The organism is Gordonia sp. SL306, from assembly GCF_026625785.1.
GTDB lineage: Bacteria > Actinomycetota > Actinomycetes > Mycobacteriales > Mycobacteriaceae > Gordonia.
On record NZ_CP113063.1, the window covers coordinates 3,386,806 to 3,412,425 of the forward strand.

23 protein-coding genes are annotated in these 25,620 nt (G+C 66.3%); 5 read left to right on the forward strand and 18 right to left on the reverse strand.

All coding sequences use genetic code 11. From position 1 onward, the window contains the following. Nucleotides 1–2: 2 nt before the first annotated feature. The 4 genes from OVA31_RS15465 to OVA31_RS15480 form a co-directional block, all read right to left on the reverse strand. The gene (locus OVA31_RS15465) at nucleotides 3–1,169 is read right to left on the reverse strand and encodes an acyl-CoA dehydrogenase family protein (protein WP_267627498.1); all 1,167 of its coding nucleotides are present in this window, start codon (nucleotides 1,167–1,169) and stop codon (nucleotides 3–5) included. 1 nt (nucleotide 1,170) lies between these two features. Further along, nucleotides 1,171–2,091: an enoyl-CoA hydratase gene (locus tag OVA31_RS15470; protein WP_190266444.1), complete on the reverse strand. Its 921-nt coding sequence runs from the start codon at nucleotides 2,089–2,091 to the stop codon at nucleotides 1,171–1,173. A 77-nt stretch (nucleotides 2,092–2,168) separates the two neighbouring features. Further along, complete coding sequence (locus OVA31_RS15475; protein ID WP_267627499.1) at nucleotides 2,169–2,687, reverse strand: hypothetical protein; 519 nt, start codon at nucleotides 2,685–2,687, stop codon at nucleotides 2,169–2,171. 115 nt (nucleotides 2,688–2,802) lie between these two features. Further along, nucleotides 2,803–3,717 (reverse strand): IclR family transcriptional regulator, encoded by a 915-nt coding sequence (locus tag OVA31_RS15480; protein WP_267627500.1) that lies wholly within the window; start codon nucleotides 3,715–3,717, stop codon nucleotides 2,803–2,805. 48 nt (nucleotides 3,718–3,765) lie between these two features. On the opposite strand from OVA31_RS15480, the gene cysD reads away from it, so the two are divergent. The 3 genes from cysD to OVA31_RS15495 are packed head-to-tail and all read left to right on the forward strand — an operon-like array spanning nucleotide 3,766 to nucleotide 7,319. After that, nucleotides 3,766–4,710, forward strand: coding sequence for a sulfate adenylyltransferase subunit CysD (gene cysD, locus OVA31_RS15485; protein ID WP_267627501.1), 945 nt, complete (start codon nucleotides 3,766–3,768; stop codon nucleotides 4,708–4,710). Next, entirely contained in the window at nucleotides 4,710–6,548 is a 1,839-nt protein-coding gene (gene cysC, locus OVA31_RS15490; protein WP_267627502.1) for an adenylyl-sulfate kinase, read from the forward strand. The genes cysD and cysC overlap by 1 nt, the downstream gene beginning before the upstream one ends. Nucleotides 6,549–6,557: 9 nt before the next feature. After that, on the forward strand, nucleotides 6,558–7,319 hold the full coding sequence (locus OVA31_RS15495) for a 3'(2'),5'-bisphosphate nucleotidase CysQ (protein ID WP_267627503.1): 762 nt from the start codon (nucleotides 6,558–6,560) through the stop codon (nucleotides 7,317–7,319). A gap of 3 nt (nucleotides 7,320–7,322) precedes the next feature. On the opposite strand, the gene OVA31_RS15500 is transcribed toward OVA31_RS15495, so the two are convergent. From OVA31_RS15500 to OVA31_RS15555, 12 genes are all read right to left on the reverse strand, one after another. Then, nucleotides 7,323–7,805: a GAF domain-containing protein gene (locus tag OVA31_RS15500; protein WP_267627504.1), complete on the reverse strand. Its 483-nt coding sequence runs from the start codon at nucleotides 7,803–7,805 to the stop codon at nucleotides 7,323–7,325. A gap of 67 nt (nucleotides 7,806–7,872) precedes the next feature. Beyond that, complete coding sequence (locus OVA31_RS15505) at nucleotides 7,873–8,649, reverse strand: hypothetical protein (protein WP_267627505.1); 777 nt, start codon at nucleotides 8,647–8,649, stop codon at nucleotides 7,873–7,875. Nucleotides 8,650–8,687: 38 nt separating this feature from the next. Continuing rightward, nucleotides 8,688–10,001 (reverse strand): MlaD family protein, encoded by a 1,314-nt coding sequence (locus tag OVA31_RS15510; protein WP_267627506.1) that lies wholly within the window; start codon nucleotides 9,999–10,001, stop codon nucleotides 8,688–8,690. Continuing rightward, nucleotides 9,998–11,101, reverse strand: coding sequence for an MlaD family protein (locus OVA31_RS15515; protein WP_267627507.1), 1,104 nt, complete (start codon nucleotides 11,099–11,101; stop codon nucleotides 9,998–10,000). The genes OVA31_RS15510 and OVA31_RS15515 overlap by 4 nt, the downstream gene beginning before the upstream one ends. Beyond that, nucleotides 11,098–12,201 carry an MCE family protein gene (locus OVA31_RS15520; RefSeq protein WP_267627508.1) on the reverse strand — a complete coding sequence of 368 codons (1,104 nt, stop codon included), beginning with the start codon at nucleotides 12,199–12,201 and terminating at the stop codon, nucleotides 11,098–11,100. Before OVA31_RS15520 ends, OVA31_RS15515 begins: the two co-directional genes overlap by 4 nt. Next, nucleotides 12,198–13,247 carry an MCE family protein gene (locus OVA31_RS15525; RefSeq protein WP_267627509.1) on the reverse strand — a complete coding sequence of 350 codons (1,050 nt, stop codon included), beginning with the start codon at nucleotides 13,245–13,247 and terminating at the stop codon, nucleotides 12,198–12,200. Before OVA31_RS15525 ends, OVA31_RS15520 begins: the two co-directional genes overlap by 4 nt. A gap of 4 nt (nucleotides 13,248–13,251) precedes the next feature. Next, nucleotides 13,252–14,286: an MCE family protein gene (locus tag OVA31_RS15530; protein WP_267627510.1), complete on the reverse strand. Its 1,035-nt coding sequence runs from the start codon at nucleotides 14,284–14,286 to the stop codon at nucleotides 13,252–13,254. Then, nucleotides 14,283–15,602: an MlaD family protein gene (locus OVA31_RS15535; RefSeq protein WP_267627511.1), complete on the reverse strand. Its 1,320-nt coding sequence runs from the start codon at nucleotides 15,600–15,602 to the stop codon at nucleotides 14,283–14,285. The genes OVA31_RS15530 and OVA31_RS15535 overlap by 4 nt, the downstream gene beginning before the upstream one ends. Next, nucleotides 15,599–16,453 carry an ABC transporter permease gene (locus OVA31_RS15540; protein WP_267627512.1) on the reverse strand — a complete coding sequence of 285 codons (855 nt, stop codon included), beginning with the start codon at nucleotides 16,451–16,453 and terminating at the stop codon, nucleotides 15,599–15,601. The genes OVA31_RS15535 and OVA31_RS15540 overlap by 4 nt, the downstream gene beginning before the upstream one ends. Next, nucleotides 16,453–17,250 carry an MlaE family ABC transporter permease gene (locus tag OVA31_RS15545; protein ID WP_267631554.1) on the reverse strand — a complete coding sequence of 266 codons (798 nt, stop codon included), beginning with the start codon at nucleotides 17,248–17,250 and terminating at the stop codon, nucleotides 16,453–16,455. Before OVA31_RS15545 ends, OVA31_RS15540 begins: the two co-directional genes overlap by 1 nt. 289 nt (nucleotides 17,251–17,539) lie before the next feature. Beyond that, nucleotides 17,540–18,307, reverse strand: coding sequence for an SDR family NAD(P)-dependent oxidoreductase (locus OVA31_RS15550; protein WP_267627513.1), 768 nt, complete (start codon nucleotides 18,305–18,307; stop codon nucleotides 17,540–17,542). A 9-nt stretch (nucleotides 18,308–18,316) separates the two neighbouring features. Next, on the reverse strand, nucleotides 18,317–19,594 hold the full coding sequence (locus tag OVA31_RS15555; protein WP_267627514.1) for a cytochrome P450: 1,278 nt from the start codon (nucleotides 19,592–19,594) through the stop codon (nucleotides 18,317–18,319). 215 nt (nucleotides 19,595–19,809) lie between these two features. On the opposite strand from OVA31_RS15555, the gene OVA31_RS15560 reads away from it, so the two are divergent. After that, nucleotides 19,810–20,427 carry a TetR/AcrR family transcriptional regulator gene (locus tag OVA31_RS15560; protein ID WP_267627515.1) on the forward strand — a complete coding sequence of 206 codons (618 nt, stop codon included), beginning with the start codon at nucleotides 19,810–19,812 and terminating at the stop codon, nucleotides 20,425–20,427. On the opposite strand, the gene eccA is transcribed toward OVA31_RS15560, so the two are convergent. Next, on the reverse strand, nucleotides 20,402–22,198 hold the full coding sequence (eccA, locus tag OVA31_RS15565) for a type VII secretion AAA-ATPase EccA (RefSeq protein ID WP_267627516.1): 1,797 nt from the start codon (nucleotides 22,196–22,198) through the stop codon (nucleotides 20,402–20,404). The genes OVA31_RS15560 and eccA overlap by 26 nt on opposite strands. Nucleotides 22,199–22,346: 148 nt before the next feature. On the opposite strand from eccA, the gene purL reads away from it, so the two are divergent. Next, entirely contained in the window at nucleotides 22,347–24,626 is a 2,280-nt protein-coding gene (gene purL, locus OVA31_RS15570) for a phosphoribosylformylglycinamidine synthase subunit PurL (protein WP_420714050.1), read from the forward strand. 30 nt (nucleotides 24,627–24,656) lie between these two features. Here the strand turns inward: purL and OVA31_RS15575 are convergent, their stop codons facing one another. After that, nucleotides 24,657–25,574 (reverse strand): SMP-30/gluconolactonase/LRE family protein, encoded by a 918-nt coding sequence (locus OVA31_RS15575; RefSeq protein ID WP_267627518.1) that lies wholly within the window; start codon nucleotides 25,572–25,574, stop codon nucleotides 24,657–24,659. Nucleotides 25,575–25,620: the final 46 nt, after the last annotated feature.

Sequence of the window (25,620 nt, forward strand, 5' to 3'; positions counted from 1 at the left end):
TGTCACCTGTCCCCACGCGGGAGGCCGAGTAGGCGTTCCGCGATGACGTTGCGCTGGATCTCGTTGGTACCGGCGTAAATCGGGCCGGACAGCGAGAAGAGGTAACCGTCCATCCAGGCGTCGTCGAGTTCGGCGTCGACGCCCTGGAGGTCGAGGGCGGTCTCGTGGGTGGCAATGTCCCACTGGGACCAGAAGACCTTGTTGATCGACGATTCCATACCCAGCTGGCCGCCTGCGGCGAGACGGCTGACGGTCTGGTACGTCGAGAGCTCGTAGGCGCGGGCGCCGATCCACGCATCGGCAACGCGGGCATCGACATTCGCCGTCGACGGCACTGCGTCGCGATTGCGCTTCCACAGATCGACGAGTCGATCGGTGGCGGCCAGGAAGCGGCCGGGGGAGCGCAGCGAGAGCCCGCGCTCGTTGGCGGCGGTGCTCATGGCCACGCGCCAGCCGTTGTCGATCTCACCGATGACGCCGGAGTCGCCGGGATCGGCCGGGTCGTCGGGGACGAAGACATCGGAGAGGAAGAGTTCGGCAAACCCGGGCTCGCCGTCGAGCTGCGCGATCGGCCGTACCGTGACGCCCGGACTGCGCAGATCGAACATGAAGTACGTCAGGCCCTTGTGGCGCTTGGCCTCTTTGTCGGTGCGGAACAGGCCGAACGCCCAGTCGGCGAAGCTCGACCGCGAGCTCCAGGTCTTCTGACCGTTGAGCAGCCATCCGCCGTCGGTGCGGGTCGCCGTCGACCGTAGCGAGGCGAGGTCGCTGCCCGCCTCTGGTTCGCTCCACGCCTGACCCCAGATGTCGTCGGCGCGCGCCATTCGGGGCAGGATGCGGGCGAGCTGGTCGGGGTTGGCGTGTTCGAACAAGGTGGGGGCCAGCAGGAAGATGCCGTTCTGGCTGACGCGGCCGGGCGCACCCGAGCGGTAGTACTCCTCCTCGAAGATCACCCAGTGCAGCAGGGGAACGTCGCGACCACCGTATTCCTCGGGCCAGCTCACCACCGACATCCGATCGGCGGCCATTGTTCGTTCCCACTCCCGGTGCGCCTCGAAGCCCTCGGCGGTGTCCATCGACGGGAGTGGCTCGGCGGGAACGTGTTCGGCAAGCCACGAACGCACTTCGGTGCGGAACTCCTCGGCGTCGTCGTCGAAATAGAGATCCATGTCAGCTCCCCGACCCGTTGGAGGCCGACGCCCCACTCGCCTTCATCGACTTGGCGTCCATGCCGCCGAGCGAATCACCGCCTGATTCGGAGTTGGCCGCATGCGCGAAGTGATGCCACCCGAACACCGAGTCCATCGAGTTCCGCAGGCCCATCTGGTCCTCACAGATGTTGACGGCCTTCTTGCTCAGGAAGAGTCCCTGCATCGGCATCGCGATCATCTTCTCGGCGATCGCGTCCACCTTGGCGGACAGTTCATCCCGGGGCACGACGTGGTTGACCATGCCCCACTCGGCGGCCTGCGCGGCGGTGAACCGTTCGCCGGTGAAGAGGATCTCCTTGGCGCGGCGGGTGCCGAGCGCGTAGGCGTGTGCGAAGTATTCCACGCCCGGGATGCCCATGCGGGCAACAGGATCGGAGAAGAAGGCGTCGTCGGAGGCCACGATGAAGTCGCAGATCCACGCGAGCATCAGACCGCCCGCGATGCAGGCGCCGTGGACCTGGGCGATGACCGGCTTGGGCATGTCACGCCAGCGGCGGCACATGCCCATGTAGACCTCCATCTCGCGGGCGAGACGTTGATCTGCCCCCGACTTGTCGGTGTGATCCCAGTGCAGAGTGGCGACGTTGTCGTAGTACGTGTCGAAGTCGCGTTCGGGGGTACCGATGTCGTGTCCGGCCGAGAAGTGCTTGCCGTTGGCGCGGAGCACCACGACCTTGACCGCCGCGTCGTCGACGGCCTTGCGGAAGGCCGCATCCAGCGAATACGTCATCACCGAGTTCTGGGCGTTGCGGTAATCGGGCCGGTTCAGCGTCACGTAGGCGACAGCGCCTTCGGGACCGCCGACCTCGTAGGCGACGGGTGTCGAATCCGGCCCGAGGTCATCGGGGCCGAGTGCGGGCGGGATGACGGCATCACTCATGCCCCGAGCCTAACCTAGCAAGTGCTTGGTTGGTAGTCGGGTGTCGCTCGATCCGGGCGGCGCGGTCGGGGACTCGGTCAGCCCACGCGCATGGTTCCGCTACAGGAGGTGCTCGGTATCGCCCACAACGCGTTGCGGTTCACGGCGCTGAACGTGACCCGAACCGTTCCGGGCCCGGTGTCGAGCCGGAACGTTGGTCCGCCGACGAACAGCCTGATCTGCGCGGTGTTCAACGCGACGCCCTTCTTGCCGGTCGAGAGGTTGTGCCAGTCGAGGCGTCCGGCCGATTGGTACCCGCCTGTCGGTGTCCAGAAGCTGGAGACGTCGCGCACCGCAGCGATGACTCGGCCTCGTCCGTTCGGACTCACGAACAGTCGAGCGGTACTGAACGGCTGGTCGACGATGTTGGGACTCACTCCCCAGCACCGGTCGAGCGGCACGACCGTCTCTGCGGACGCGGTGGTGGGCGCCACGGCGCCGAGTCCGATTGCGGTGATGGCGGCGAGGAGAGCGATGATGAGGCGGAACGGGCGGCGACCACGCACCGGGGCCGGAGTCGCGGGAGCCGTGGTCGTGAGGTGAGGGAGCTGTGACATGCCGGCGACCGTAGCCGATGAGCCGATCTGCCGGATATCGGATGTTTGCGAATTATGGGAACTGTGATGGTGTTGTGACTGGTGTGTCAGATGAACGGGGGACTGGGCGAGTTCCCTATCGCAACTGTTCGGAGATCCGGTCGGCAGCGGATCGCGTCGCCTCGGCGATCGTGGTCAGCTCGGTTGCCGCCATCGTGGTGTTGGGGCAGGTGACGATCGAGGCCACCACGCCACGGTTGGCATCCCTGATCGGAGCGCCGATCGTGACCGCGGCGACGTCTCCGGTCAGCTCGTCGGGGAGGTAGTCGATCACCGACAGTTCGGTCAGCAGGTCTCCGACCTTCGCGCGCAGGCCGTCCGACATCGTGTCGAGTGAGCTCAACGCGTCGACCATGGCGACGTGATCGTCGGTCATCCGCTCGATCGAGTACCCGCGCTCGGCGATGACGTCGAGGACCAGTCGCAGCCGCGTCCGGGTGGTCTCCGGAGCCTGGGCGATCCATTCGGCCCGGACCTCCGCCGTGTCCCACGCGAGGAACTCCCGGCAGATCGGTGGGCGCAGCCGGATGCGCTGGCCATGCCGGAACCACGGTGATGCGTCGCCGTCGTCGGTGAGGTGATCGGGAACCGCGTGTTCGGACACGGTGATCGAATCGCGTGCGGTGCGTCGGGCGACGAAGCAGGGGATCGACAACCGCTCGCTCAGTTCGCGTGCGGCGCTACCCGCCCATCGACTCAGGTGATCGGCATTGTCGGCGGACCGGGCGAGCGCGACGAATCCCGGACCCATCCCGTAGGTGTTCGACGCCGGGTCCCGGAACAGCCAACCGTGTTCGACGAGCTCGCCGACGATCGCGTGGGCGGTGGCGCGCGACAGCCCGATCTGGCGGACAATCTCAGCAAGCGTCATCGATTGCCTGGCCGGATCGGCGAGGAGTTCGATGATGCTGACGACGCGGGCGGTGGGAGGTGAGGCGCCGGCGCGCGACGGTTGACTCACGCCAGACGACTCACCTACGGTTTGTGTCACATACTCAATACTGAGTGTCGAATATCCGACATGTCAAGGAGATGGTCAGTGTCGAGCACGGCAGACGCGACAGGTCATCGCGTGCACCACGGGTACGAATTGACCCACCTGGATGCGCTCGAGGCCGAGTCGGTCCACATCATCCGCGAGGTTGCCGCCACTTTCGAGCGCCCGGTACTGCTGTTCTCCGGTGGCAAGGACTCGGTGGTGATGTTCCACCTGGCGCGCAAGGCATTCTGGCCGGCCCCGGTGCCGTTCCCGCTGATGCATGTCGACACCGGACACAATTTCGACGAGGTCATCGATTTCCGTGACCGGGTGGTCGAGCAGACCGGTGTGCGACTGGTGGTCAGCTCCGTCCAGGACGATATCGATGCGGGTCGTGTCGTCGAGGACACCGGTCCGGGTACGAGCCGCAACCGGCTGCAGACCACCGCACTCCTTCGTGGCATCACCGAGAATCGTTTCGACGCGGTGTTCGGCGGCGCGCGGCGGGACGAGGAGAAGGCGAGGGCCAAGGAGCGGGTGTTCAGTTTCCGTGACGAGTTCGGTGCCTGGGACCCGCGCGCCCAACGCCCGGAACTCTGGCACCTCTACAACGGCAGGCATCACAAGGGCGAGCACATCCGGGTGTTCCCGCTGAGCAACTGGACCGAGCTCGACATCTGGCAGTACATCGGCGCCGAGCACATCGAACTCCCGCCGATCTACTACGCGCACGAGCGCGAGGTCATCCCGCGCGACGGCATGTTGCTCGCCAAGACCCGATTCCTGCAGCAGTACCCGGGGGAGGAGACGAGGACCGAGACGGTCCGCTTCCGTACCGTCGGCGACGCCACATGCACGGGCTGCGTCCTCAGCGGGGCCGACACCATCGAGAAGGTGGTCGAGGAGATCGAGATCACCCGGGTCACCGAACGGGGTGCCACCCGCGCCGACGACCGCATCTCCGAAGCGGGTATGGAGGATCGGAAGAAGGAGGGGTACTTCTGATGCCCAAAGAACTGCTTCGCCTGGCGACGGCCGGATCGGTCGACGACGGCAAGTCGACCCTCATCGGCAGACTGCTCTTCGATTCGAAGAGCATCTTCACCGACCAACTCGAATCCATCGAGCGCACAAGCGCCGAGCGTGGTGACGAGTATGCGAACCTCGCGCTTCTCACCGACGGTCTGCGGGCCGAACGCGAGCAAGGCATCACGATCGACGTCGCCTACCGGTACTTCACGACCCCGAGGCGTAAGTTCATCATCGCCGACACGCCTGGACACGTGCAGTACACGCGCAACATGGTCACCGGCGCCTCGACCTCCGACCTGGCGATGATCCTCATCGACGCCCGCAAAGGCGTGCTGGAACAGACTCGGCGGCACGCGTTCCTCTCCTCACTCCTCGGCATCCCGCACCTGACGATCTGCGTGAACAAGATGGACCTCGTCGACTGGTCGCAGGAGCGGTTCGACGAGATCTGCGACGACTTCGTCGCCTTTGCCGCGAAGCTCAACGTCATCGATCTCACCTTCATCCCGATGTCTGCGTTGCAGGGCGACAACGTGGTCGAGCAGTCGGTGAACATGCCGTGGTACGAGGGCCGGCCGTTGCTGAACCACCTCGAGAACGTCTACATCGCCTCGGACCGCAACCTGATCGACGCGCGGATGCCGGTGCAGTACGTCATCCGGCCGCAGCGCAGCGACGGTGCCGACCACCGCGCCTACGCGGGCACGGTGGCCGGTGGCGTGTTCTCGCGAGGCGATGAGATCGTCGTCCTGCCAGGGGGATTCAGCACGACCATCACCGAGATTTGGGGGCCCGGCGGCACCAAGGTGGACGAGGCGTTCGCGACGATGGCGGTGTCGATCGAACTCGCCGACGAGATCGACATCGTGCGTGGCGACATGCTGGCGCGTCCGAACAACCGTCCGTACGTCGGCCGTGACCTCGACGCGATGGTGTGCTGGTTCGCCGACGACACCGAACTGCGTCCGGGCAACCGTTATCAGATGATGTGCGGCACGCGGTTGACCCGCGCGCAGGTGAGCGGTCTGAATTATCGCCTCGACGTCAACACCCTGCACCGTGACGAGGAGGCGACCAGCCTCGGGCTCAACGAGATCGCGCGGATCACCGTGCACACCCAGCAGCCGGTGATGTTCGACGCCTACCGCAAGAACCGGGAGACCGGCAGCTTCATCCTCATCGACGAGGGGAGCAACAAGACGGTCGCGGCGGGCATGATCACCGCGCCGGTCAGCAAGGACAGTCACGTGGTGTGGCAGACCACCAAGGTGTCGCGTGAACAGCGGACGCACCAGGGTGCCACCATCTGGCTCACCGGACTGTCCGGTTCCGGCAAGTCCTCGTTGGCCGTCGAGCTCGAACGCCGACTGGTGGCCGAGAGCCGTCCCGCGTACCTGATGGACGGCGACAACCTCCGACATGGCCTCAACGTCGACCTCGGATTCTCCGACGACGACCGTCGGGAGAACATCCGCCGAACCAGTGAGGTCGCCGCCCTGTTCGCCGATGCGGGGGCGATCGCGATCGTCTCGCTGATCAGTCCGTTCGCGGAGGAGAGGCAGCGGGCGCGCGAGATCCATGCGCAACGGCGACTGCCGTTCTTCGAGATCTTCGTGGACACCCCGCTCGAGGTGTGTGAAGAACGTGACCCGAAAGGCCTGTACGCCAAGGCACGCCGCGGCGAGATCAGCCAGTTCACCGGAATCGACTCGCCATACGAACGTCCCGGCCATGCCGACGTGGTGGTGACACCATCGGATGGTTCGCCGGTCGACGTGGCCGAATCGATCATCCGAAACCTGGGACTGTAGGAGAGCGACTTGTCCACCGATCGTGTGCTCGCCGGTGATCTGGCCACCGCCGCGGGAGAACTGCTCCTCGAGATCCGTGCCGCCAGCGGGCTCTCCGGAAAGGAACTCGGCAAGGCGGGCGATCTCCGGTCCGACGAGTTCATCCTGGCGCGACTGGCGGCCGAGCGGCCGGATGACGCGGTGCTATCCGAGGAATCAGCCGACGACAAGCAGAGATTGACCGCGCCGCGGGTCTGGATCGTCGATCCGGTCGACGGCACGAGGGAATACGGCACCGAAGGTCGCACCGACTGGGCAGTACACGTCGCGCTGTGGTCGGCGACCGACGGGCTGATCGCGGGTGCGGTGGCACTCCCGGCTCTCGGCGTCACCTATCTCGACGACACCGAACCGGTGACTCCGACCGGCGGACTCGCGGCCGTGCCTGCGGGGGATCGGCCGCGGGTGGTGGTGAGCGCTTCTCGTCCGCCCGCCTTCTCTGCGCCGGTCGCCGACGCCATCGGCGGCGAGGTGCTGGCGATGGGGTCTGCCGGTGCCAAGGCCATGGCGGTCGTCCGGGGCGAGGCCGACGCCTACGTGCATGCGGGCGGCCAATACGAGTGGGATTCGGCGGCACCCGTTGCGGTGGCCCAGGCGAAAGGCCTGTGGTGCGGCCGAATCGACGGCTCGGACCTCGTCTACAACCGCGACGACACCTACCTGCCCGACCTGGTGATCTGCCGTCCGGAACTGAGGGACGTGATCATCGGGATCACCTCCGCCGACGCCTGAGCCTCACCTCTGGGAGTCGACGAGGACCTGCGCGATCGCCTCGAGACCTCGCTGGTCGGCGAGGCCGAAACGATCGGGGACCGGGCTGTCGAGATCGAACACCCCGATCAGTTCCGTCCCGATCAGCGGTATCACCAGCTCAGAGCGACTGGCCGCATCACAGGCGATGTGGTCGGGGACCGCGTGGACGTCGGCGACGCGTTGCGTGGTGCGCGTTCGTGCCGCGGCCCCGCACACGCCGCGATCGAGCGGGATGCGCACACATGCCGGCCGACCCTGGAACGGGCCGACGACGAGTTCGCTGCCGTCGTAGAAATAAAAACCCGCCCAGTTGAGATCGGGGAGCGAATGGAACACCAGCGCCGACAGATTGGCGGCATTCGCGACCAGGTCGGACTCGTCGGCGACCAACGCGCGGGCTGCCTCGACGAGTTCGTCGTATCGCGCGTCGACCGACCCCGTCGGCGCAGGGATCTCGAAGCTCATGAACTCAGCGTAGACAGCCGCACGCGCACGTCGACCGTTACACCCATGCAGGGTCAGTCGCGGATGATCACGGCAGGTCGACCTTGGACGCGAGCCATCGGTCACCGATCTTGTCCATCGTCATCACCACACGGCTGCGGTCGATCCGCGGCTCGGGAGTGGATGCATTGCGCACCGTCTGGTCGATGAAGAGGAGCACCACCACCTTGTCGGTGGTCGCCGACTGGATGCCGGATGCGATGACCTTTCCTTGCGCGTCGGCCTTGTTGTCGACGAGCAGCTGACGCAACTGCGCGCTCGACTTCGCGTACATGTCCTTGAACCCGCCGGTGGCGCCGCCGAGGACGGTTGCGAAATCCTTGTCGACGCTGTCGGCGCTGACGCTGGTCAGGGAGACGGCGTACTGCTCGGCGACCGACTTCGCGGCCGTGGCGGCGCTGTCGACGTCGCGTGCCTGCTTCCATTCCATGCCGAACCAACCGGCAAGTACCACACCGACGATGGCGACCAGAGTGACGACGGCGGCGACGACCCGCCGGGTTCGGCGCCCGGTGAGGGCCGCCCGGAGCCGCGCACGACGCGTCGGGGATGCAGTGGGTTCTTCCTCGTGATCGGCGGCGGCCGCCTCGTCGCCTGCGGTGACCTCCGGCGGATCGGAGCTGACCTGTGCCGGATCGGCCGCGACGGCGTCGTCGTCGGACAGTGGTGTGGTCGCGGGGTCGCTCGGCGACTCGGGGGACTTCTCGCGGCGCACCGAGGGCGCCGCGCCGGCTATCCGCTTGGCCGTGGATCGTGCGGACGGCGGACGCACGGACGAGGACTTGTTCGGTGCCTTGGTCGTCATGGAGTTCACGATTGTCCTTTCGATCGATCTTCCGGTTGTCAGGGTTTGGACGGCAATGCGGGCCCGGCGAAGGGCAGTGGAATCGACTGCGGCCCAGTCGGTGAGGGGCTCGATCGGGCGTCGGGCGCGGCGCCGGGTGGTGGGCCTGCGGTGTCGTCGCCCGGCGGTCGGGGGGCATTGCGGGCACCCCGGATCAGCACCGACGGGTCGGGGTTGTTGCAGTAGGTGTACAGATAGGGTTCCGGGTGATCGGGTTGTGACGGTGGCAGGCGCGGCAGCCCGTAATCGCACGTGTTGCGCGGATAGATGTTCACCGCGGCCCAGATGCCGCCGTCTCGCATGGTGGTGCTCAGTGCGCCGAGAGTGGATCCGTCCCGATCCTTGGGGAAGAAGAATTCGTTGAGAGCGGGGATGTGCACGTAGGCCATCTGTGTCACGGTTGCGAGATTGCCCAGCAGCTGCACCATCGTGGGCGCGTTGTCGGCGATGATCGCATCGGTGGCCCGCAGTGCTGCGGGAGTGCGTCTCAGCAGCGTCCGGTAGCCGTTCTGCTTGCGCGCGGCGCCCGCCATCAGATGGCTGAGATCCTCGGACGTCTCGGTGAGGGCCGGTGCTCCCTGGCCCAGGGTGGTCAGCACGGTGCGGCTCGTCTTCAACAGACTCACCGTCTGCGGCAGAACGGAATCGAGGGTGGAGATCAGGAACGTCCCGCCGTCGATGATGTCGGCGAGCCTTTCCGAACCCTGCGACGAGACGCCGAGTTCATGCGTGATGGTCCGCAGTTTCTCCGGGTCGATCTGCTCGAGTGTGCCGCTGAGGTCGTCGAGGACATTCGCGAGCGGGACCGGGGTGGTGGTCTGGTCCGCCGAGATCACCGTTCCGTCGTCGAGGAACGGCCCCGACGACGTGGTGGGACGGAAGTCGAGATACTGTTCGCCCGCCAGCGACAGGCCGGCCACGCGGACCTCGCCCCGCACCGGGATCTGGACGCTCGAGTCGATCTCGGCCTGCGCGACGACACCGTCGCGGGTGAGGTCCACCTGCCGCACCCGGCCGACCGGAACGCCGCGGAGTGTGACGTTCTGGCCGGCGAGCAGGCCGCCGGATTCCTTGAGCTGCACGCGGACCACGATCGGAGAAGCTGCGGGCGAGCTGTGGAAGACGCCGAACACGAGATATCCGATGCCCAGGACGAGCACGACGAACAGCCCGATTGCGGACAACCCGAGCCGATGCCTGCGCCCCCGTCGGGTGGCCGACACGATGCCGCGTGCCGGGACCTCCAGGAAGCCGGTACGGAAGGCCGAGGCGCCGGACGTCGCGAACGAACGGCCATCGGTTGTCGACGTCATCGCGGCGGCTCCAGCTTCTTGCGCAGCTTCTCCAAGGTGTACGTGATGGTCCCGACGAAGTTCCCGACATCGGTGACGTCGGGTAGTCGGGCTCCCGGATCGGCGCGGTGCCGGGGGTCGGCCAGCGCGCCGACCGACAGGTCCTGCAGGTCGGCATTGACGTGAGCCGCCGTGGAATTCGTGATCTTGATGACCGGAGCGAGCAACGAGTTCATCTTGGTCAGGTCTGCCCCGGGTGCCGTCGCGGCGTCATTGAGTCCCTTCGAGAGGGTGTTGAGGTTGGCCACCAGATTCTGTGTCTTGCCGGTGGCGATCGACGGATAGCGCGACAGCTGGGTGCTGATCTGTCCGATCTGATCGACCAGGGTCAGGATCTGATCCGAGTTCGACGAGATGACATCGAGCGCGGGTCCGGCGGCGGCGAGCGAATCGTTGACCGTCTTCTGCTGCGCCGACACGGTGGAGACCAGAGCGTCGGTCTGGCGCAGCGCATTACGGATGTCGCCCGAGCGTGCGGACAACGCGGAGATCAACCGGGTCGATCGTGCGATCAGGTCCGACAATTGGTCACCACGATTGCCCACGGTTCGCCCCAGGCCGTTGACGATCTTGGTCAGGTCACGCAAGACGCCCCCGTTCACCAGCAGCGCCGAGGTGGAGAGGATCTCCTCGACGGTGGTCGCGGCGCCGGTGTCGTGCAGCGGGATCGTGTCACCGTCGCCGAGGTCGGCGGTGTCTGTGGTGAGCGGCTTCGGCGGCTGCAGGGCGACGAAGACGTCGCCGAGCGGAGTGGCCGAGCGCAGTTCGGCTCGGGTGCCCCGTGGCAGCTTCACCTCGTCCGCGACGTGCATGGTCACCACGGCGACGTAGTAGCGCACGGACATGCTCTGGACCGAACCCACATCCGCGCCATTGAGTTTGACCTTTGCCTCCTCGGGAAGGTTCAGCGCGTTCGCGAACTCGGCGCGCAACGTATAGGTCGCGCCCGATTCGGTTCCCTTCTTGGGCAACGGGAGGTCGGCGAGGCCGACGCCGCACCCGGCGAGCGTGCACATGCAGAGGGCCGCCACCAACAGTCGGACGATCGTCGAGTACCTCATTGCGGCTTCCCCGCCATCGCTTCGAGCATCCCGTCCATGCCGAAGTCGGGCCCGAAGTCGCGCAACGTTCCCGTCGAACAACCGAGTTGACGCATCCCGAGGACGTTGCAGACCTCCTTGACGAGTCGTCCGTCGAAGAAGACCTTCTCGAGCTGGGCGTGGACCCGGGCGATTCCGGCCTTCTGATCGATCGTGTTGTACGCGTTGTCCATCACCAGCGGCGCGACGTCGAGGAACTCCGACAACGATCTCCGGTAGTCCGCGAGGGCTCGCGTGACCGTGGTGGCGCCCGAGACCGTGTCCGCGACATCCTTGCGACGCTGCTGCATCAGGTCGGTCGCCTCGCCGAGAACCGCGTTGATCTTGGCGCCGGTGGTGCCCCACCCGATGTTCTGGTCCGCGAACAGATCTGACATCTGTTGGACCGACGATCCGAACTCGCGGATGGTGGCATCGTTTCGGGCAGCGGTCGCGGAGAGCGACGACATGTCGTCGACGATGTCGGTGATCGCGTTGCGCGTCTGCTCCCCGTGATCGGAGCCCATCGCCAGCGCACGAGACAGCGAGCCGAGGGCCGACCGGATGTCCGGCCCGTTCCCCGACGTCATCGCCGCACTCACGTTCAGCAGGTCGGCGACCGGCCCGCCGCCGCGATTGTCGCCCTGCAGTTGGACCGACAGTTTGTCGGCCATGGCCAGCATCCGGTCGACCTCGACGGGGGTCCTGGTCCTGGTCAGGCCCAAGTGGGCATTGTCCTGCAACTGGGGACCGCCCTGATAGACGGGGGTGAGCTCGACATGCCGGTCGGTCAGTACCGACGTGGAGACCGTCACGGCGGACGCGTCGGCCGGAACCGGTGTGTCCGAACTGATGTCCATGGCCACGTCGACGAACCCGGCATGCGGGGTGATCTTGGTGACCTTGCCGACCGGCATCCCGAGGACAGCGACCGCGTTGCCCTCGTAGAGCCCGGAGGCGTTGTCGAACTGCGCGACGACGGAGATCGTGTGGTCGTCGTCGGTGCACGACCGGGCGACGCCGACGACCAGCAAGACCGCTACGGCGAGCAGTGCCACCTTGATGATTCGACCCCGGGTCATCGGCAGTCCTTGAAGTAGGGCGGGAGGTTGGCGAGGTTTGCCTGCTTGGAGATCGCGCACATCCACGAATCGATCAGCGGGCCCGTCAGGGAGGTGAAGTCTGTCTCGTTGCCGGTCCCGGTGACGTTCGCGAAGTTCCGCACGGGCACCGGAAGGATCTCGAGGGTGTTGCGCAGCAGCTTGTCGTTGCGCCGCAGGCTGTCCAGGAGGCCGTCGAGGTTGGTGACCAATTTGTCGAGACCCGACCGGTCGGCGACGACCACCTGGCGGAGCTGATTGGCCAGCACCGTTGTCGAGTTGAGGAGCCGATCGATCATCACCTGTCGGGTCAGTAACGCACGCAACAGATCACGTCCCTGCGTCATGAGCTGACCGAGACCGGACTCTTGCCTGCGGACGACTGCCGTGAGCTTCTGGGTGCTGGTCAGCAGGGAACCGATCTGCCCCCGACGATCGGCGAGGATCGTCGACAGGCTCTGGATGTTGGTGAGGACCTGCGGGATCAGCTCGGGTGTGCCGTCGAGCTGCCGCGACAACGTGGTCATCGACGTCCCGATCTTCTCGGCATCGACCTGCTCGAAAGTCGTTGTCGCGTTTTGCATGACCTGTTGCAGGTCGTACGGGACAGCGGTGTGGGACAGGGGGATGAGATCGTCGGACAGCGAGCCGGGGCCGGCAGGTGAGATCTCGATGTATCGGGAGCCGAGCAGAGTCGTCAGCTTGATCGATGCGCGTGTGTCCGATCCCAGGGGGACGTCGTCGCCCACCTCCATCGTCACGGTGACGAAGGTGTGGTCGAGCCGGGTGTCCTTGACCGTGCCGACCGGAACGCCTGCGACACTGACCGAATCGCCGGGCGTGAGGCCGGCGGCCTGGGCGAACTGGGCCCGGACCGAATGCTTGCCGACGCCGGCGGAGCCGATCTTGATCAGCCCGAGGGCGACCACCACGATGGCAACCAGCGCGACGGCGCCGATGATCACCTTGTTCCAGTTCTCGATGGGCCGGGACAACGAGTTGCGGACACGCTCGGTGAAGGATCTCATCGTCTCACCTGCAGATCGGGGATTGTGTGACTTTGCCACCCGGCGTCGCGTGGGCGACGATCGACGGGATGACCGTGCTCAACGCGGGTACCAGGGTCACGTTGAAGTTGCACAGGTAGGTGTCGATGTACGCGCCCGCCTGTGTGGTCCGTGCCAGGCCTTTCAACAGCGGTGGCAGATTGAAACCGAGGTAGGCGAACTCGTCCTTGTTGGCGAGGAAGTGGCCGAGGAAACCGGGTTGGCGCGAGAGCATCTGCTGCGCCTCGGGTAACGCCCCACGGGCGAGCGTCGATGCGCGATCGGCGACCTGCGCGGTCTTGTCGAGCGAGCCGATGAATGAATCACGTTGTGCGGACATCTGTTCGAAGATCCGGCGAGAGCTGACGAGGACGGTGTCGATGTTGCTGCGCTGGGCCGCGAACGTCCCGACCACACGGGACAGGTTGGAGATGACGTCGCCGAGCACCTGATCGGGTCCGGCGACCGATTCGGCGAGGGACGACGTCTCGGCGACCAGGGTGGTGATCGATGACGAATCTCCCTGCAGGGCCCGGATCAACGCCTCGGTGACGTTGTCGACCTGCTTCGGATCGAGGACGCTGAACAAGGGCTCGAATCCGTTCAGCAATGCGGAGATGTCGAAGGAGGGCTCGGTGTGCGCGAGGGGGATCTCGCCGCCTTTCAGCGGCGTGGGGTGGGGAAACTCTCCGCGAGACAGGCCGACGTAGCGTTGCCCGACGATGTTCTGGTAGACGATCGAGGCCTTGGTGCTCCCGTCGACGACCTGATCGGAGTCGACTCGAAACGAGACGCGTGCCGCGGTCCCGTCAAGACCGACCGAGTCGACCCGTCCGACGCGGATCCCGGCCATGCGGACGTCATCGCCTGCCTTGAGTCCGGTGATGTCGGTGAACACCGCGCTGTAGCTCTTCGTGTCCTCCGAGACGTCACGTTGAAGGGTGACGTAGACCGTCGAGGTCAATGCCAGCGACACGAGGAGGAAGAGAATCAACCCGATGAGGGGCTTCCGGATGCTCATGGTGCACCCTTCTGGTTGTCGGGGGACACCGTGACGGATGCGCCGCGGGCGACGGGGCCGAGAATGAGTGTGTTGGCGCTGTTCGGGCCCCCGCCGACGAGCTTGCCGAGGGTCGCCTGTTCATCGGCGCTGCCGACCGAACCGACGTTGCCGCCCATGCCGGCCGTCTGGTATCCGGCGGTGACTCCCTTGCGTGCGTTGCCTTTCAGGACCGGGGGCGACACGCTGGTCGGGGCAGTTGAGCAGCTGGGGCCCTCCAGATTTCCGTATCGGGGGCAGTCCGCACGGGTGTAGAGCTTGTGGGGGGTGATCTGGAAGAGGAACTTTCCCCTTCCGTTCGCCAGGCCCGCCGGCCAGAAATCTGAGAACCATTTGTCTGCGATGACGCCGATGTTCGTGACGATCGAGGTGAATCCGGAGCTGCCGTCGGCCACCACCGACACGACCGGGGCGGCCTGGCCGGTGATCCGGATGATCTGGGCGGTGTTGCGCTCCAATGCGGTGTTGACCCGTGCCGTGGTGGTGATGCCGGAGCCGAGAAGGTCGGAGAGCGCACCGGATTCGCGCGCCACCGTTTGCATGGGTCCGACCGAGCTGTGCAGCGCGTCGAGGAGATCGGGTGCCGACTTCCGCAGACCCGTGACCGCGGAACTGAGCGACTTCAGGGTGGACGGCCCTCCATCCGGCCGGACCACGCGATCGAGCTCGTCGACGATGCGGTCGAGTTGTGCACCGGCCCGGGAGATGTCGGAACCCCGCCGATCGGTGGCGGTGGCCACCGCAGCGAGCATGCCGACCGTGCGGTCGCTCCCGGCGCGTGCGGTCGCCGAGACGATGGCGCGTAGCTTGGACAACGCCGTCTGGAATTGCACCGTCGAGGCATTGGTGTCCTGGGAGATCACGTCACCGGCTGCGATCGCCGGTGCGGAGCCGTTGTCGATCAGCTGCACCGACGACACCGCGAAGACGTTGCTCGGCACCACGCGAGCGGTCACCGTGCGAGGGATCTGCGGGGCACGGTCGGGTGCGATCGAGATGTCGACCGTGTTGTCCGGGCCCGCGATCGCCGGTGTCACCCCGGTGACCGTGCCGACGATGACACCTCGGTACTTGACGTCGGAGTTCACCGGGAGGCCGTCGCCGACGTCGGCGAGCTGGGCGGTCACCGGTACTTTCGGGGTGAAGGTGCCACCCGACTTGAGTGCGATCGCCGCGAGAACGGCCACGATCACCGCGATGGCGATGATGCCGCTGATGAGCAGCTGCCGGTTCGATAGTCCGTGCGGTCCCGCGTCGTAGATGCTCGGTGAGTTCATCCGCTCAACCTTGCTCCGCTTCCGACTCCCCAGAATGCCACGGTGAGAAGGAGATTGGCGACGATCATCACCGAGATGCTGGCTCGCATCGCACGGCCGGACGCGGTGCCGACGCCCTGCGGGCCGCCGTGGGCATAAAAGCCGTAGTAGCACTGGATGGTGGTGGTGATGACCACGAAGATCACTGCCTTGATCAACGAGTACATGATGTCGGTCGGGTTGAGGACCAGCTCGAAGTAGTGCTGATACGTACCGCCCGACAGGCCGCCGCTCAGTCCGACGACGAGTTGGACGGACACGTAGTTGACCGCGAGACAGACCAGGTAGAGCGGGATGACGGCGACGATGGAGGCGAGCAGGCGGGTCGAGACGAGGTAGGGGATCGGCCGGATCGCGAGGGCCTCGAGCGCATCGATCTCCTCGGAGATGCGCATGGCCCCGAGTTGAGCGGTGAAACGACAGCCCGCCTGTGCGGCAAAGGCCAAGGACGCCATGATCGGTGCGAGTTCGCGTGTGGTGGCGGTGGAGGCGACCATGCCGGTTGCCGGCTCCATGCCGAGCAGGTGCAGCGCGTTGTAGCCCTCGATGCCCACGATCGCGCCGGCGGCGCCGCCGAGGACGATGATCACGCCCGCGGTTCCGCCGCCGACCACGATGGAGCCGTTGCCCCAGGTGACATCGGAGAGGATGCGCAGGCATTCCTTGCGGTAGTGGCGAACGGCGATCGGGATCGAGATGAGTGCGCGCCCCAGGAATGCGGCGAGGTGCCCGATGCGGAGGATGACGCTCCCGACCGCGTCGGTTGCGCGTACGAGAGGGCGGAGCCCGGTCGGGTAGTACGTCGCCGCCATCAGAACCCCGTCCTCGGGAAGAGCAGTACGTACATCTGTGTGAAGCCGACGTTGACCAGCATGAGCAGGATGATGGAGGCGACCACCGTGGCGTTGACGGAGTTGGCGACGCCTGCGGGACCGCCACGGGTGGTCAGTCCTTTCTGGCAAGCCACGATCGCCACGATCGCACCGAACACAATGGATTTCACGATCGTCAGGTAGAAGTCGGAGAGCGTCGCGAACGAGGCGAAGGTGGTGACGAACGTGCCCGGCGTCCCGTTCTGGACGAACGTGTTGAACAGGTAGCCGGACAGGAATCCGACGAAGCAGACGACTCCCGTCAGTGCGGTACTGACCAGGATCGCCGCCGCCAATCGCGGGACGACCAGCCTGCGGATCACCGAGAGACCCATCACCTCCATGGCGTCGATCTCGTCGCGGATCTTTCGGGAACCGAGGTCGGCGCAGACGGCGGAGCCCGCCGCCGAGGCCATCAGGAGAGCCGAGACCATCGGCGCGCCCTGCCGGATCACGGCGAGACCGCTGGCCGCACCTGCGAGCGACGTCGCGCCGACCTGACCGGCCAGGAGCGCGAACTGGATGGACAAGGTCATGCCGATGGGAATGGCGACGAAAATCGTCGGCAGCGCAGAGGCCGAGGCCATGAAGGTCGACTGCCGGATGAACTCCTTGACCGGGAACCGGAGCGTCAGGAGATCGACGATGAGGTGCTGGACCGCGCGGATGCCCAGGACGAACTGGCCGCCAACGGTTTCCAGTGATGCCCGCGGGTGACGGTGCACATAACCGGCCATCCACGAAGTGATCTCGTCGGTCGCCCTTGGCGTCGTCTCGGGTGCCTGTGGATCCGGTGGTGGCGCGGACCGCGGTGACGAGTCGTCGACGCCACCGGCGGAGATCGGCCGGGTCGGCGCATCATCGTCCGCAGGGGCGGCGTGCGTCGTGATGTCGCTGTTGACGGTGGACACCGTTTCCCCCCTCTCGCGCCCGGTTCATCCTCGGCAGGCAGAGGCCAGACCACCGGCGGTGATGGTCAGGGGTGCGCACCCCGGGCTGAGGGTGCTCACTCGGGAAAGTCGAGCGTCAGATGTACCAGCCGCCGTTGACGCCGATGGCCTGTCCGGTGATGAAGCCGGCCTGATCCGAGCACAGGAACGCCGCGGCGGCCGCGACATCGCCGGGCAGTCCCGCGCGGCGCACGGGTGTCATGGCCGCGAGGTCCTCGATCGCGGGTACCAGGCCTGCCTCGACGGCCTTCTCGGCCATCGGCGTCGCGATGATCGACGGCGGGATCGTGTTGACGGTGATGCCATGCGGCGCGTACTCGAATGCCAGTGCCTTGGTCAGCCCGATGACGCCGCCCTTGGACGCCACGTAGTGGGCGCGCTCGGGAGCGCCGGACTGGGCGCTGGAGGACGAGATCGTCACGATGCGTCCCCATTGGCCGGCCTGCATGTCGCCGATGACCGACTGTGTGCAGTTGAACGTGCCGGTCAGATTGACCGCGATGATGCGGTCCCACTCGTCCTGCGCGATCTCCGGGTAGGGCATCTGCGATTCGATGCCGGCGCTGGTCACCAGGATCTCGATGGGGCCGAACCTCTCCCGGACCACGCCCATGGCCTTCTCCACCGCGGTCCGATCGCTCACGTCCACGGCGTGGGCGATGGCCTCGGCACCAGTGGAGCGAAGGTCGGCAGCCACCTTCTCGGCGGCCTCGGCGTTCTGGTCGAGGACGCCGATGCGATGTCCGGCTGCCGCGAGATGCTCGGCGACGGACTGCCCGATCCCCGACCCTCCACCGGTGACGACGCTGGTGCGGATGGTGGCTGTCGCAGTGGTGGTCGTCATGTCTGCTCCTCAGGCCTTCGGGGTGAAATCGAGATGCAGGGTGGTGAGACCGCGCAGGATGTAGGTCGGTTCGAAGTCGTAATGGCGGTGGCCGTTGTGACCGTGGTGCTCCTCTGACACGCGGATGTCGGCCATGCGGGCCAGGAAGCGCTCGACGGTGACCCGGCCCTCGATGCGGGCGAGCGGGCTGCCCGGGCACGAATGGATCCCGCGGCCGAAGGTCAGGTGCTCACGCACATTGGTGCGCTCGAGATCGAAGGTGTTCGGATCCGGGAAATGGTCGGGGTCGCGATTGGCCGCGCCCGGACAGAACATCAGCGTCGTGCCGGCGGGCACGACTGTGTCGCCGACCGTGGTGGTCTTGCGCGCCACCCGGAAGCCGCTCTTCACCGGGCTCTCGAGTCGCAGTGTCTCCTCGATGAAGATCGGGATCAGTTCCGGCTCGTCGCGCAGTCGCTGCTGGATGTCGGGTCGTTCACCGATCACCCGGAGCGCGGCGCTGATCAGCTTGGTCGTGGTCTCCTGGCCTGCGGCGAAGAGGAATGTCGCGGTCCGCACCACCTCGACGACCTCGGGTGTGCTGCCGTCCTTGTACTTCGATTCGGCCAGGGCGGTGAGGACGTCGCCGCGGGGCGTTGCGCGGCGGTCCTCGATGTACTTCGTGAACTTGTCGTCGAGCCACTGCAGCGGGTTGTCGGACATGACCTCCGAGTCCAGGGCGCCCGGCCGGGCGCCCTTACGCGGCGCGCCCAGAACGGTCCGGAACTCTTCGTGATCCTCTTCCGGAACTCCGAGTAGATCGGCGATCACCAAGAGCGAGAACGGTTTTGCGAAGTCCGACATGAGTTCGCACTCACCGTTGGCCACGAACTCCTCGATGTACTCGTCGGCCAGCTTCCACATGAACTCCTCGTTCTCCTGGATACGCCGCGGCGTGAGGAGGCGGCTCAGCAGACTACGAGCACGGCTGTGGTCCGGGGGATCCATGGTCACCATGTGCTCATGCAGGGGCAATTCGTCGCGATGCTGGTCGATGAGCTCGCCGACGTCATCGCCCTCGGGCTCGAACGGCAGGCCCGGGAAGGGGCCGGTGGCGGCGAGGCAGGACGAGAACGTGGCGGGGTCCTTGAGGACGGTCACCGCCTCCGCGTGTCCGGTGATCGCGAGGACGCCGAAGTGTGGCTCCTTGGTCACGGGGCACTTGCTGCGCAGCTCGTCGAAGTAGGGGTATGGGTCGGGAACCAGGCTCTCGTCGGTGAAGTAATTCAGTTCGGTCAGATCGCTCACCGGAAACCTCCTGTGCGGCAACTCTCGTCAGGGAGAGGGTGCGTAAGGGCTGTGTTGGCTGGGAACTCTGGGTAAAGATGCTGAGCGAGTGCTCAGCGGGGTGTAATACTTGTTACCATGCTCCGATCAGTGAGGTCAAGATCACATTCTCAAAATGGACATATCCCGTTTCCGGTTTAGGGTGAGTTCGGGGCGCGACAGGAGAGGTGGAGAGTGTGACCGAGCGCAGATTCGGATCGGTGGAGGCCAAGAACAGGTCGATCCTGTTGGATGCGGCTGAGGTTCTCATGCTCGAAAGTGGCTATGCCGCAGTCACTTCACGGAAGGTCGCGCAGGCCGCCGGTCTGAAGCCGCAACTCGTGCACTACTACTTCCGCACGATGGACGAGCTGTTCCTGGAGATGTTCCGGCGCCGGGCGGATCAGGGTCTGGAACAACAGCGGGCCCTGCTCGAGTCGCCGCAGCCGCTGTGGGCGCTGTGGCAGTTCAGCATCGACCCGTCGGTTTCCCAGTTCACGACCGAGCTCCTGGCGCTCGCCAATCACCGGAAGGAGCTCCGCACCGAGATCGCTCGCTACTCGGAACAACTCCGTGACCAGGCGCAGGAGGCGATCGCGAAGCTGTTACCCACGTACGGCGTGAGTTCGCGGGAGCTGCCGGCGGAGGTACTCATCGTGATCATCACGAGTGTGTCCCGGCTGGTCATGATGGAGAAGTGGCTGGGGTTCGAGAAGGGGCACCGTGAGACGTTCGAGTTCATCGAGCGGTACCTCCACAAGCTGGAGGGCGAGCCCCACCGTCACCACGTCATCGCATCGATCGGTTATGGCTGAGCTGCAGACCCGACAGCACCCCCGACAGTGCGGTTCGGACGTCGGTCACCTCGACGCGCATCAGGTCGTCATGTGACAGGGACTCGAGATCGCCGAGAGCGGAGAGGCGGTACTCACGCTCCTCTTCGGCGGCCTCGATGATGTTGCGGATGAAGCGCCCGTTGCCTGCGATGTCGCTGGCCCGTCGCCGGGCCGGACCCTCGCCGCGTACATCGTGATAGAGCGGCGTACAGGCCAACTCGATCTCGGCGACCGCCTCGGGGGTGAGGAGCGAATCCCGTTTGCGCGCAATGAACTCACCGATCCGGGCCAGTTCTTCGGGAGTGTAGGAGTCGAATCGCACGCGGCGTGCGAAGCGGGACGCGAGGCCGTCGTTGGACGACAGGAAACGGTCGATCTCGGAGTCGTAGCCTGCGATGATCACCACCAGTCGGTCGCGGTCGTCCTCCATCCTGGCGAGCAGGGTGTCGACGGCCTCCTTGCCGAACGCATCGCCGCCCGACAGCCCCTGCTGGATCAGCGTGTATGCCTCGTCGATGAACAGCACGCCGTCCATCGCCGAGTCGATGACCGCCGACGTCTTGGGTGCGGTCGACCCCAGGTGCTCGCCGACGAGGTCGCGACGTGTCGCCTCGATCACCCTGTCCGTCTTGATGAATCCGAGCCCGCAATAGATCTTGGCCACGATCCGCGCCACCGTCGTCTTGCCTGTTCCCGGTGGGCCGGTGAAGGCGAGATGCAGGCTCCGGGCCGAGGTGTTCAGTCCGCGATCGGCCCGGACCCTGGCCAGGGTCGCGGCCGATTGTAGTTTCGCCACTTGCTGTTTGACGGAATCCAGGCCGATCTGATCGCCGAGTTCACGCTGGGCGTCGTCGACCATCTCCGCCATCTCGGGCTGCCCGGTGGTATCCGAGACGAGGGTCTCGACCGGGTCGGTGACCGACCGGGGATCCCACGGATCGCGGCGTTCGCCGATCTCGTCGGGGGAGGTGATCACGAGGCGGAAGCTCGGCGATTTCAGTGCCTGGCCCGCGATGGAGTTCGGATTGCGCGCGTACGCCTGCTCGAACAAAGCACGGGCCTTCTCCTCCTGCCCCTGCTCGCGCAGCGCCATGCCGTGGGCGACCATCGCCTCGGTGGCGAGCGTCGGGATGGGGCCGTCGACCGCGTTCTGCAGTCGTCGGATTCCCTCCCCGAACATGCCCATCTGGATGCACGCGGTGCCGGCCATGAAGTCGGCGGCGGCCTGGAGGAAGGTGTCGTTCCATCGCTCCGAGCGGCGCAGTGCGGTCAACAGATCAGTCCAGCGCTGGGTCGACATGAACAGGGTTGCCTGCACGAACTCGACGATCGGCACGCGGTGGGCCGCCGGGATCTCGTCCAACACCTCCTGGGCCCCGGCGAAGTCCTTCCCGCGCGCCAACGACGACGCGTAGGCGGCGGTGGCCTCCGTGACACCGGAGAGGTGGTAACTGATGTCGCCCACCACCCAGCGCCCGGCCAGCGTGCCCTGCGGTAGCCCGAGACGCCGTTGTTCGAGGCCGATGGTGGCGCGATTGCGGTACAGGGCGAGCAGGATCTCGTCGGTGTCCTCACCACAGGCCAGCCGGCCCAGCCACGCGTCGCCCATCGTCGGGTCCCATTCGCTGGCGCGGGTGAAGGCCTTGGCGGCCTGCTGTGGATTGTTGATCGGTTCCTGACCCTCGACCGCGATGCCCAGCGACAACACGCCGAGTTCGAACAGTTGCCGCGCCTTGCGGACGTCTGCCATCTCAGGCCCCCCAGGTACATGCCTCGTGCAGGCCGTCGTCGACGTCGTCGACCTGTCCGTGTCCGAAGTCAGCCTAGCGTTGGCATGGGTCACGCCACCACGCGCCCGCGATGGTGCCTCACCTACACTGGCTAGAGTGAATGCGCAGGTGGATACCGTCTCAGCCGCTGCAGGCAGCCCAGATCAACCCCAACCGTTCCGCGAACTCGGCCTCAAGGACGACGAGTACGCCCGGATCCGCGAGATCCTGGGCCGTCGGCCGACAGATGCGGAGCTCGCGATGTACTCGGTCATGTGGTCCGAGCACTGCAGCTATAAGTCCTCGAAGGTGCATCTGCGCTACTTCGGGGAGACCACCACCGACGAGATGCGGGCCGGCATGCTGGCCGGCATCGGTGAGAACGCGGGTGTCGTCGACGTCGGGGACGGCTGGGCGGTGACCTTCAAGGTCGAATCGCACAACCATCCGAGCTACGTCGAGCCCTACCAGGGCGCGGCAACCGGTGTCGGCGGCATCGTGCGCGACATCATGGCGATGGGCGCACGTCCGATCGCGGTCATGGACCAGCTCCGCTTCGGTCCGGCCGACGCGCCCGACACCCGTCGTGTCGTGGACGGCGTGGTCCGCGGCGTCGGCGGCTACGGGAACTCCCTCGGACTGCCCAACGTCGGCGGCGAAACCGTTTTCGACGCCAGCTATGCCGGTAATCCGCTGGTCAACGCTCTCTGCGCGGGCGTGCTGCGCACCGAGGACCTGCATCTCGCCTTCGCGTCGGGAGCGGGCAACAAGATCATCCTGTTCGGTGCGCGCACCGGGCTCGACGGCATCGGTGGAGTCTCGGTGCTCGCGTCGGAGACCTTCGACGACCACGGCGAAGGCCAGTCGGGTCCCAATCGGAAGAAGCTGCCGAGCGTGCAGGTCGGCGACCCGTTCACCGAGAAGGTGCTCATCGAGTGCTGCCTCGAGCTCTATCACGCCGGTCTCGTCGTCGGCATCCAGGATCTCGGTGGCGCCGGACTGTCCTGCGCGACCTCCGAACTCGCTGCCGCGGGCGACGGCGGCATGCACATCGATCTGGAGAAGGTGCCGATGCGCGCCGAGGGCATGACCCCGGCGGAGGTGCTCTCCAGCGAGTCGCAGGAACGCATGTGCGCCGTGGTCACCCCCGACAACGTGGACGCGTTTCTCGAGGTCTGCAAGAAGTGGGACGTGTTGGCCACCGTGATCGGTGAGGTCACCGACGGGGAACACCTGCAGATCACCTGGCACGGCGAGACCGTCGTCGACGTCCCGCCGCGCACCGTCGCCCACGACGGTCCGGTCTACGAGCGACCGGTCGCTCGACCCGAGTGGCAGGACGGGGTCATCGAGTCGACGACCGCACACCTGGCGCGTCCGGACACCGCGGAGAAACTGCGCGCGACCACCCTGCAGATGCTCGGCTCGCCCGCCCTGTGCAGCCGCAAATTCATCACCGAGCAGTACGACCGGTACGTCCGCGGCAACACCGTGCTCGCCGAGAACGCCGACTCCGGCATGATCCGGATCGACGAGAGCTCGGGCCGCGGCATCGCGCTGGCCACCGACGCGTCGGGTCGCTACACCTTCCTCGATCCCTACCGCGGTGCGCAGCTCGCGCTGGCCGAGGCGTACCGGAACGTCGCGGTGTCTGGTGCGGCACCCAAGGCGGTGACGAACTGTCTGAACTTCGGCTCTCCCGAGGACCCTGCGGTGATGTGGCAGTTCCAGCAGGCCGTGCGCGGGCTCGCCGACGGCTGCGCCCAGCTGGGCATCCCGGTGACGGGCGGCAACGTGAGCTTCTACAACCAGACCGGCTCGACCCCGATCCTGCCCACGCCGGTGGTCGGTGTGCTGGGTGTGATCGACGATGTGCATCGCCGCATCCCCACCGGTTTCGGTACCGAGCCCGGGGAGACCCTGATCCTGCTCGGATCGACCCTCGACGAGTTCGACGGCTCGATCTGGGCGCAGGTCGCCCACGACCATCTCGGCGGTGTGCCGCCGCAGGTCGACCTCGAACGCGAGCGGTTGCTGGCCGACATCCTGATGGCGGCCTCACGCGACGGTCTCGTGTCCGCCGCGCACGACCTGTCCGAGGGCGGACTCATCCAGGCGGTCGTCGAGTCTGCGCTCGCCGGCGAGACCGGTTGTCGCATCCTGCTTCCCGAGGGTGCCGATCCGTTCGTGTGGCTGTTCTCCGAGTCGGCGGGTCGAGCAGTCGTCGCGGTGCCGCGCACCGAGGAGTCACGCTTCACCTCGATGCTCGACGCACGCGGGATGCCGTGGGCCCGGGTCGGCGTGGTCGATCAGGGCAGCGACGCGGTGTCGGTGCAGGATCAATTCGAGATCCCGCTCACCGAACTGCGCGAGGTCTACGAGGGCACGCTGCCGACGTTGTTCGGCTGACGCTTCCGGCCGGGGTACGCTCGGCCGGGTTCAGGGCGTCCCCGCGTGGGGTACGTCCACCGAGATCGCGATGAGGCTTCCCTCGCGCGCGTTCTTGCGGGCTTCCTCGTGAAAATCGGGTGCGGCGCAGGCGAACAACGTGCGCCCGTCCGATCCGCCGAGCATGCACGCGAAGACGCCGGTGCCCACGGGGACCTCGTCGACGATGTCGCCGCCCTCGACGACCCGGACGAGGCGGGCGCCGAGCGCATCGGCGATCCAGAGCGCGCCGTCGGCGTCGAGGCAGCAGCCGTCGGGTGCCACGGAGAGTTGCGGAAGCGCCTTCTCGATCTCGGGGTCCGTGGGCAACTCGCCGAACTGTGCCCACACCCGACGATTGGTGAGGCCGCCGTCGTCGCCGATGTCGAACGCGGTGACCCGATTGCCGAAGGTCTCGTCCACCAGCAGGACCCCGTCGTCGGTGATCACACTGCCGTTGGGGAACCACAGGTCGTCGGCAGCGACAGTGACCGCCCCATCGGGATCCACCCGCAAGAGCACTGCGGTCTGCAGCGGTGCACCGCCCATGAGGTCGAATCCGAACTCGCCGACGTAGGCGCGACCGGATGACGGGTCGACGACCATGTCGTTGGGATGGCCGGTCACGTATCCGGAGAGATCGGCATGTGTCACCAGCTCGCCGTTCGGCTCGCGACGGAGTATCCGCGCGTCGCGCATCGAGACGATCAGCAGCCGGTCGTCGGGAAGCCAGCCGAGCCCGGACGGTTGCTGCGGCACCTCCGCCTCGACCCGCAGGTCGCTGCCGTCCTCGGCTGCCGAACACACACGGTAGGTGTAGAAGTCCACGAACCAGATGCGTCCGGCGTGCCACCGTGGGCATTCCAGATACGCGAATCCGTCTGCGACAGTGGTGATGCCACGGCTTGAAGCGTCTCCTTCGATGCTCATGATGCCTTCCTCCCAGAAGTGGTGGTTTCGAACGCCTTCCCAGTCT

Coding starts and splice junctions, on each gene's coding strand:
- OVA31_RS15465 (WP_267627498.1), bottom strand. CDS start 1,169: ATGGATCTCTATTTCGACGACGACGCCGAGGAGTTCCGCACCGAAGTG.
- OVA31_RS15470 (WP_190266444.1), bottom strand. CDS start 2,091: ATGAGTGATGCCGTCATCCCGCCCGCACTCGGCCCCGATGACCTCGGG.
- OVA31_RS15475 (WP_267627499.1), bottom strand. CDS start 2,687: ATGTCACAGCTCCCTCACCTCACGACCACGGCTCCCGCGACTCCGGCC.
- cysC (WP_267627502.1), top strand. CDS start 4,710: ATGCCCAAAGAACTGCTTCGCCTGGCGACGGCCGGATCGGTCGACGAC.
- OVA31_RS15500 (WP_267627504.1), bottom strand. CDS start 7,805: ATGAGCTTCGAGATCCCTGCGCCGACGGGGTCGGTCGACGCGCGATAC.
- OVA31_RS15505 (WP_267627505.1), bottom strand. CDS start 8,649: ATGACGACCAAGGCACCGAACAAGTCCTCGTCCGTGCGTCCGCCGTCC.
- OVA31_RS15510 (WP_267627506.1), bottom strand. CDS start 10,001: ATGACGTCGACAACCGATGGCCGTTCGTTCGCGACGTCCGGCGCCTCG.
- OVA31_RS15515 (WP_267627507.1), bottom strand. CDS start 11,101: ATGAGGTACTCGACGATCGTCCGACTGTTGGTGGCGGCCCTCTGCATG.
- OVA31_RS15520 (WP_267627508.1), bottom strand. CDS start 12,201: ATGACCCGGGGTCGAATCATCAAGGTGGCACTGCTCGCCGTAGCGGTC.
- OVA31_RS15525 (WP_267627509.1), bottom strand. CDS start 13,247: ATGAGATCCTTCACCGAGCGTGTCCGCAACTCGTTGTCCCGGCCCATC.
- OVA31_RS15530 (WP_267627510.1), bottom strand. CDS start 14,286: ATGAGCATCCGGAAGCCCCTCATCGGGTTGATTCTCTTCCTCCTCGTG.
- OVA31_RS15535 (WP_267627511.1), bottom strand. CDS start 15,602: ATGAACTCACCGAGCATCTACGACGCGGGACCGCACGGACTATCGAAC.
- OVA31_RS15540 (WP_267627512.1), bottom strand. CDS start 16,453: ATGGCGGCGACGTACTACCCGACCGGGCTCCGCCCTCTCGTACGCGCA.
- OVA31_RS15545 (WP_267631554.1), bottom strand. CDS start 17,250: ATGGCCGGTTATGTGCACCGTCACCCGCGGGCATCACTGGAAACCGTT.
- OVA31_RS15550 (WP_267627513.1), bottom strand. CDS start 18,307: ATGACGACCACCACTGCGACAGCCACCATCCGCACCAGCGTCGTCACC.
- eccA (WP_267627516.1), bottom strand. CDS start 22,198: ATGGCAGACGTCCGCAAGGCGCGGCAACTGTTCGAACTCGGCGTGTTG.
- OVA31_RS15575 (WP_267627518.1), bottom strand. CDS start 25,574: ATGAGCATCGAAGGAGACGCTTCAAGCCGTGGCATCACCACTGTCGCA.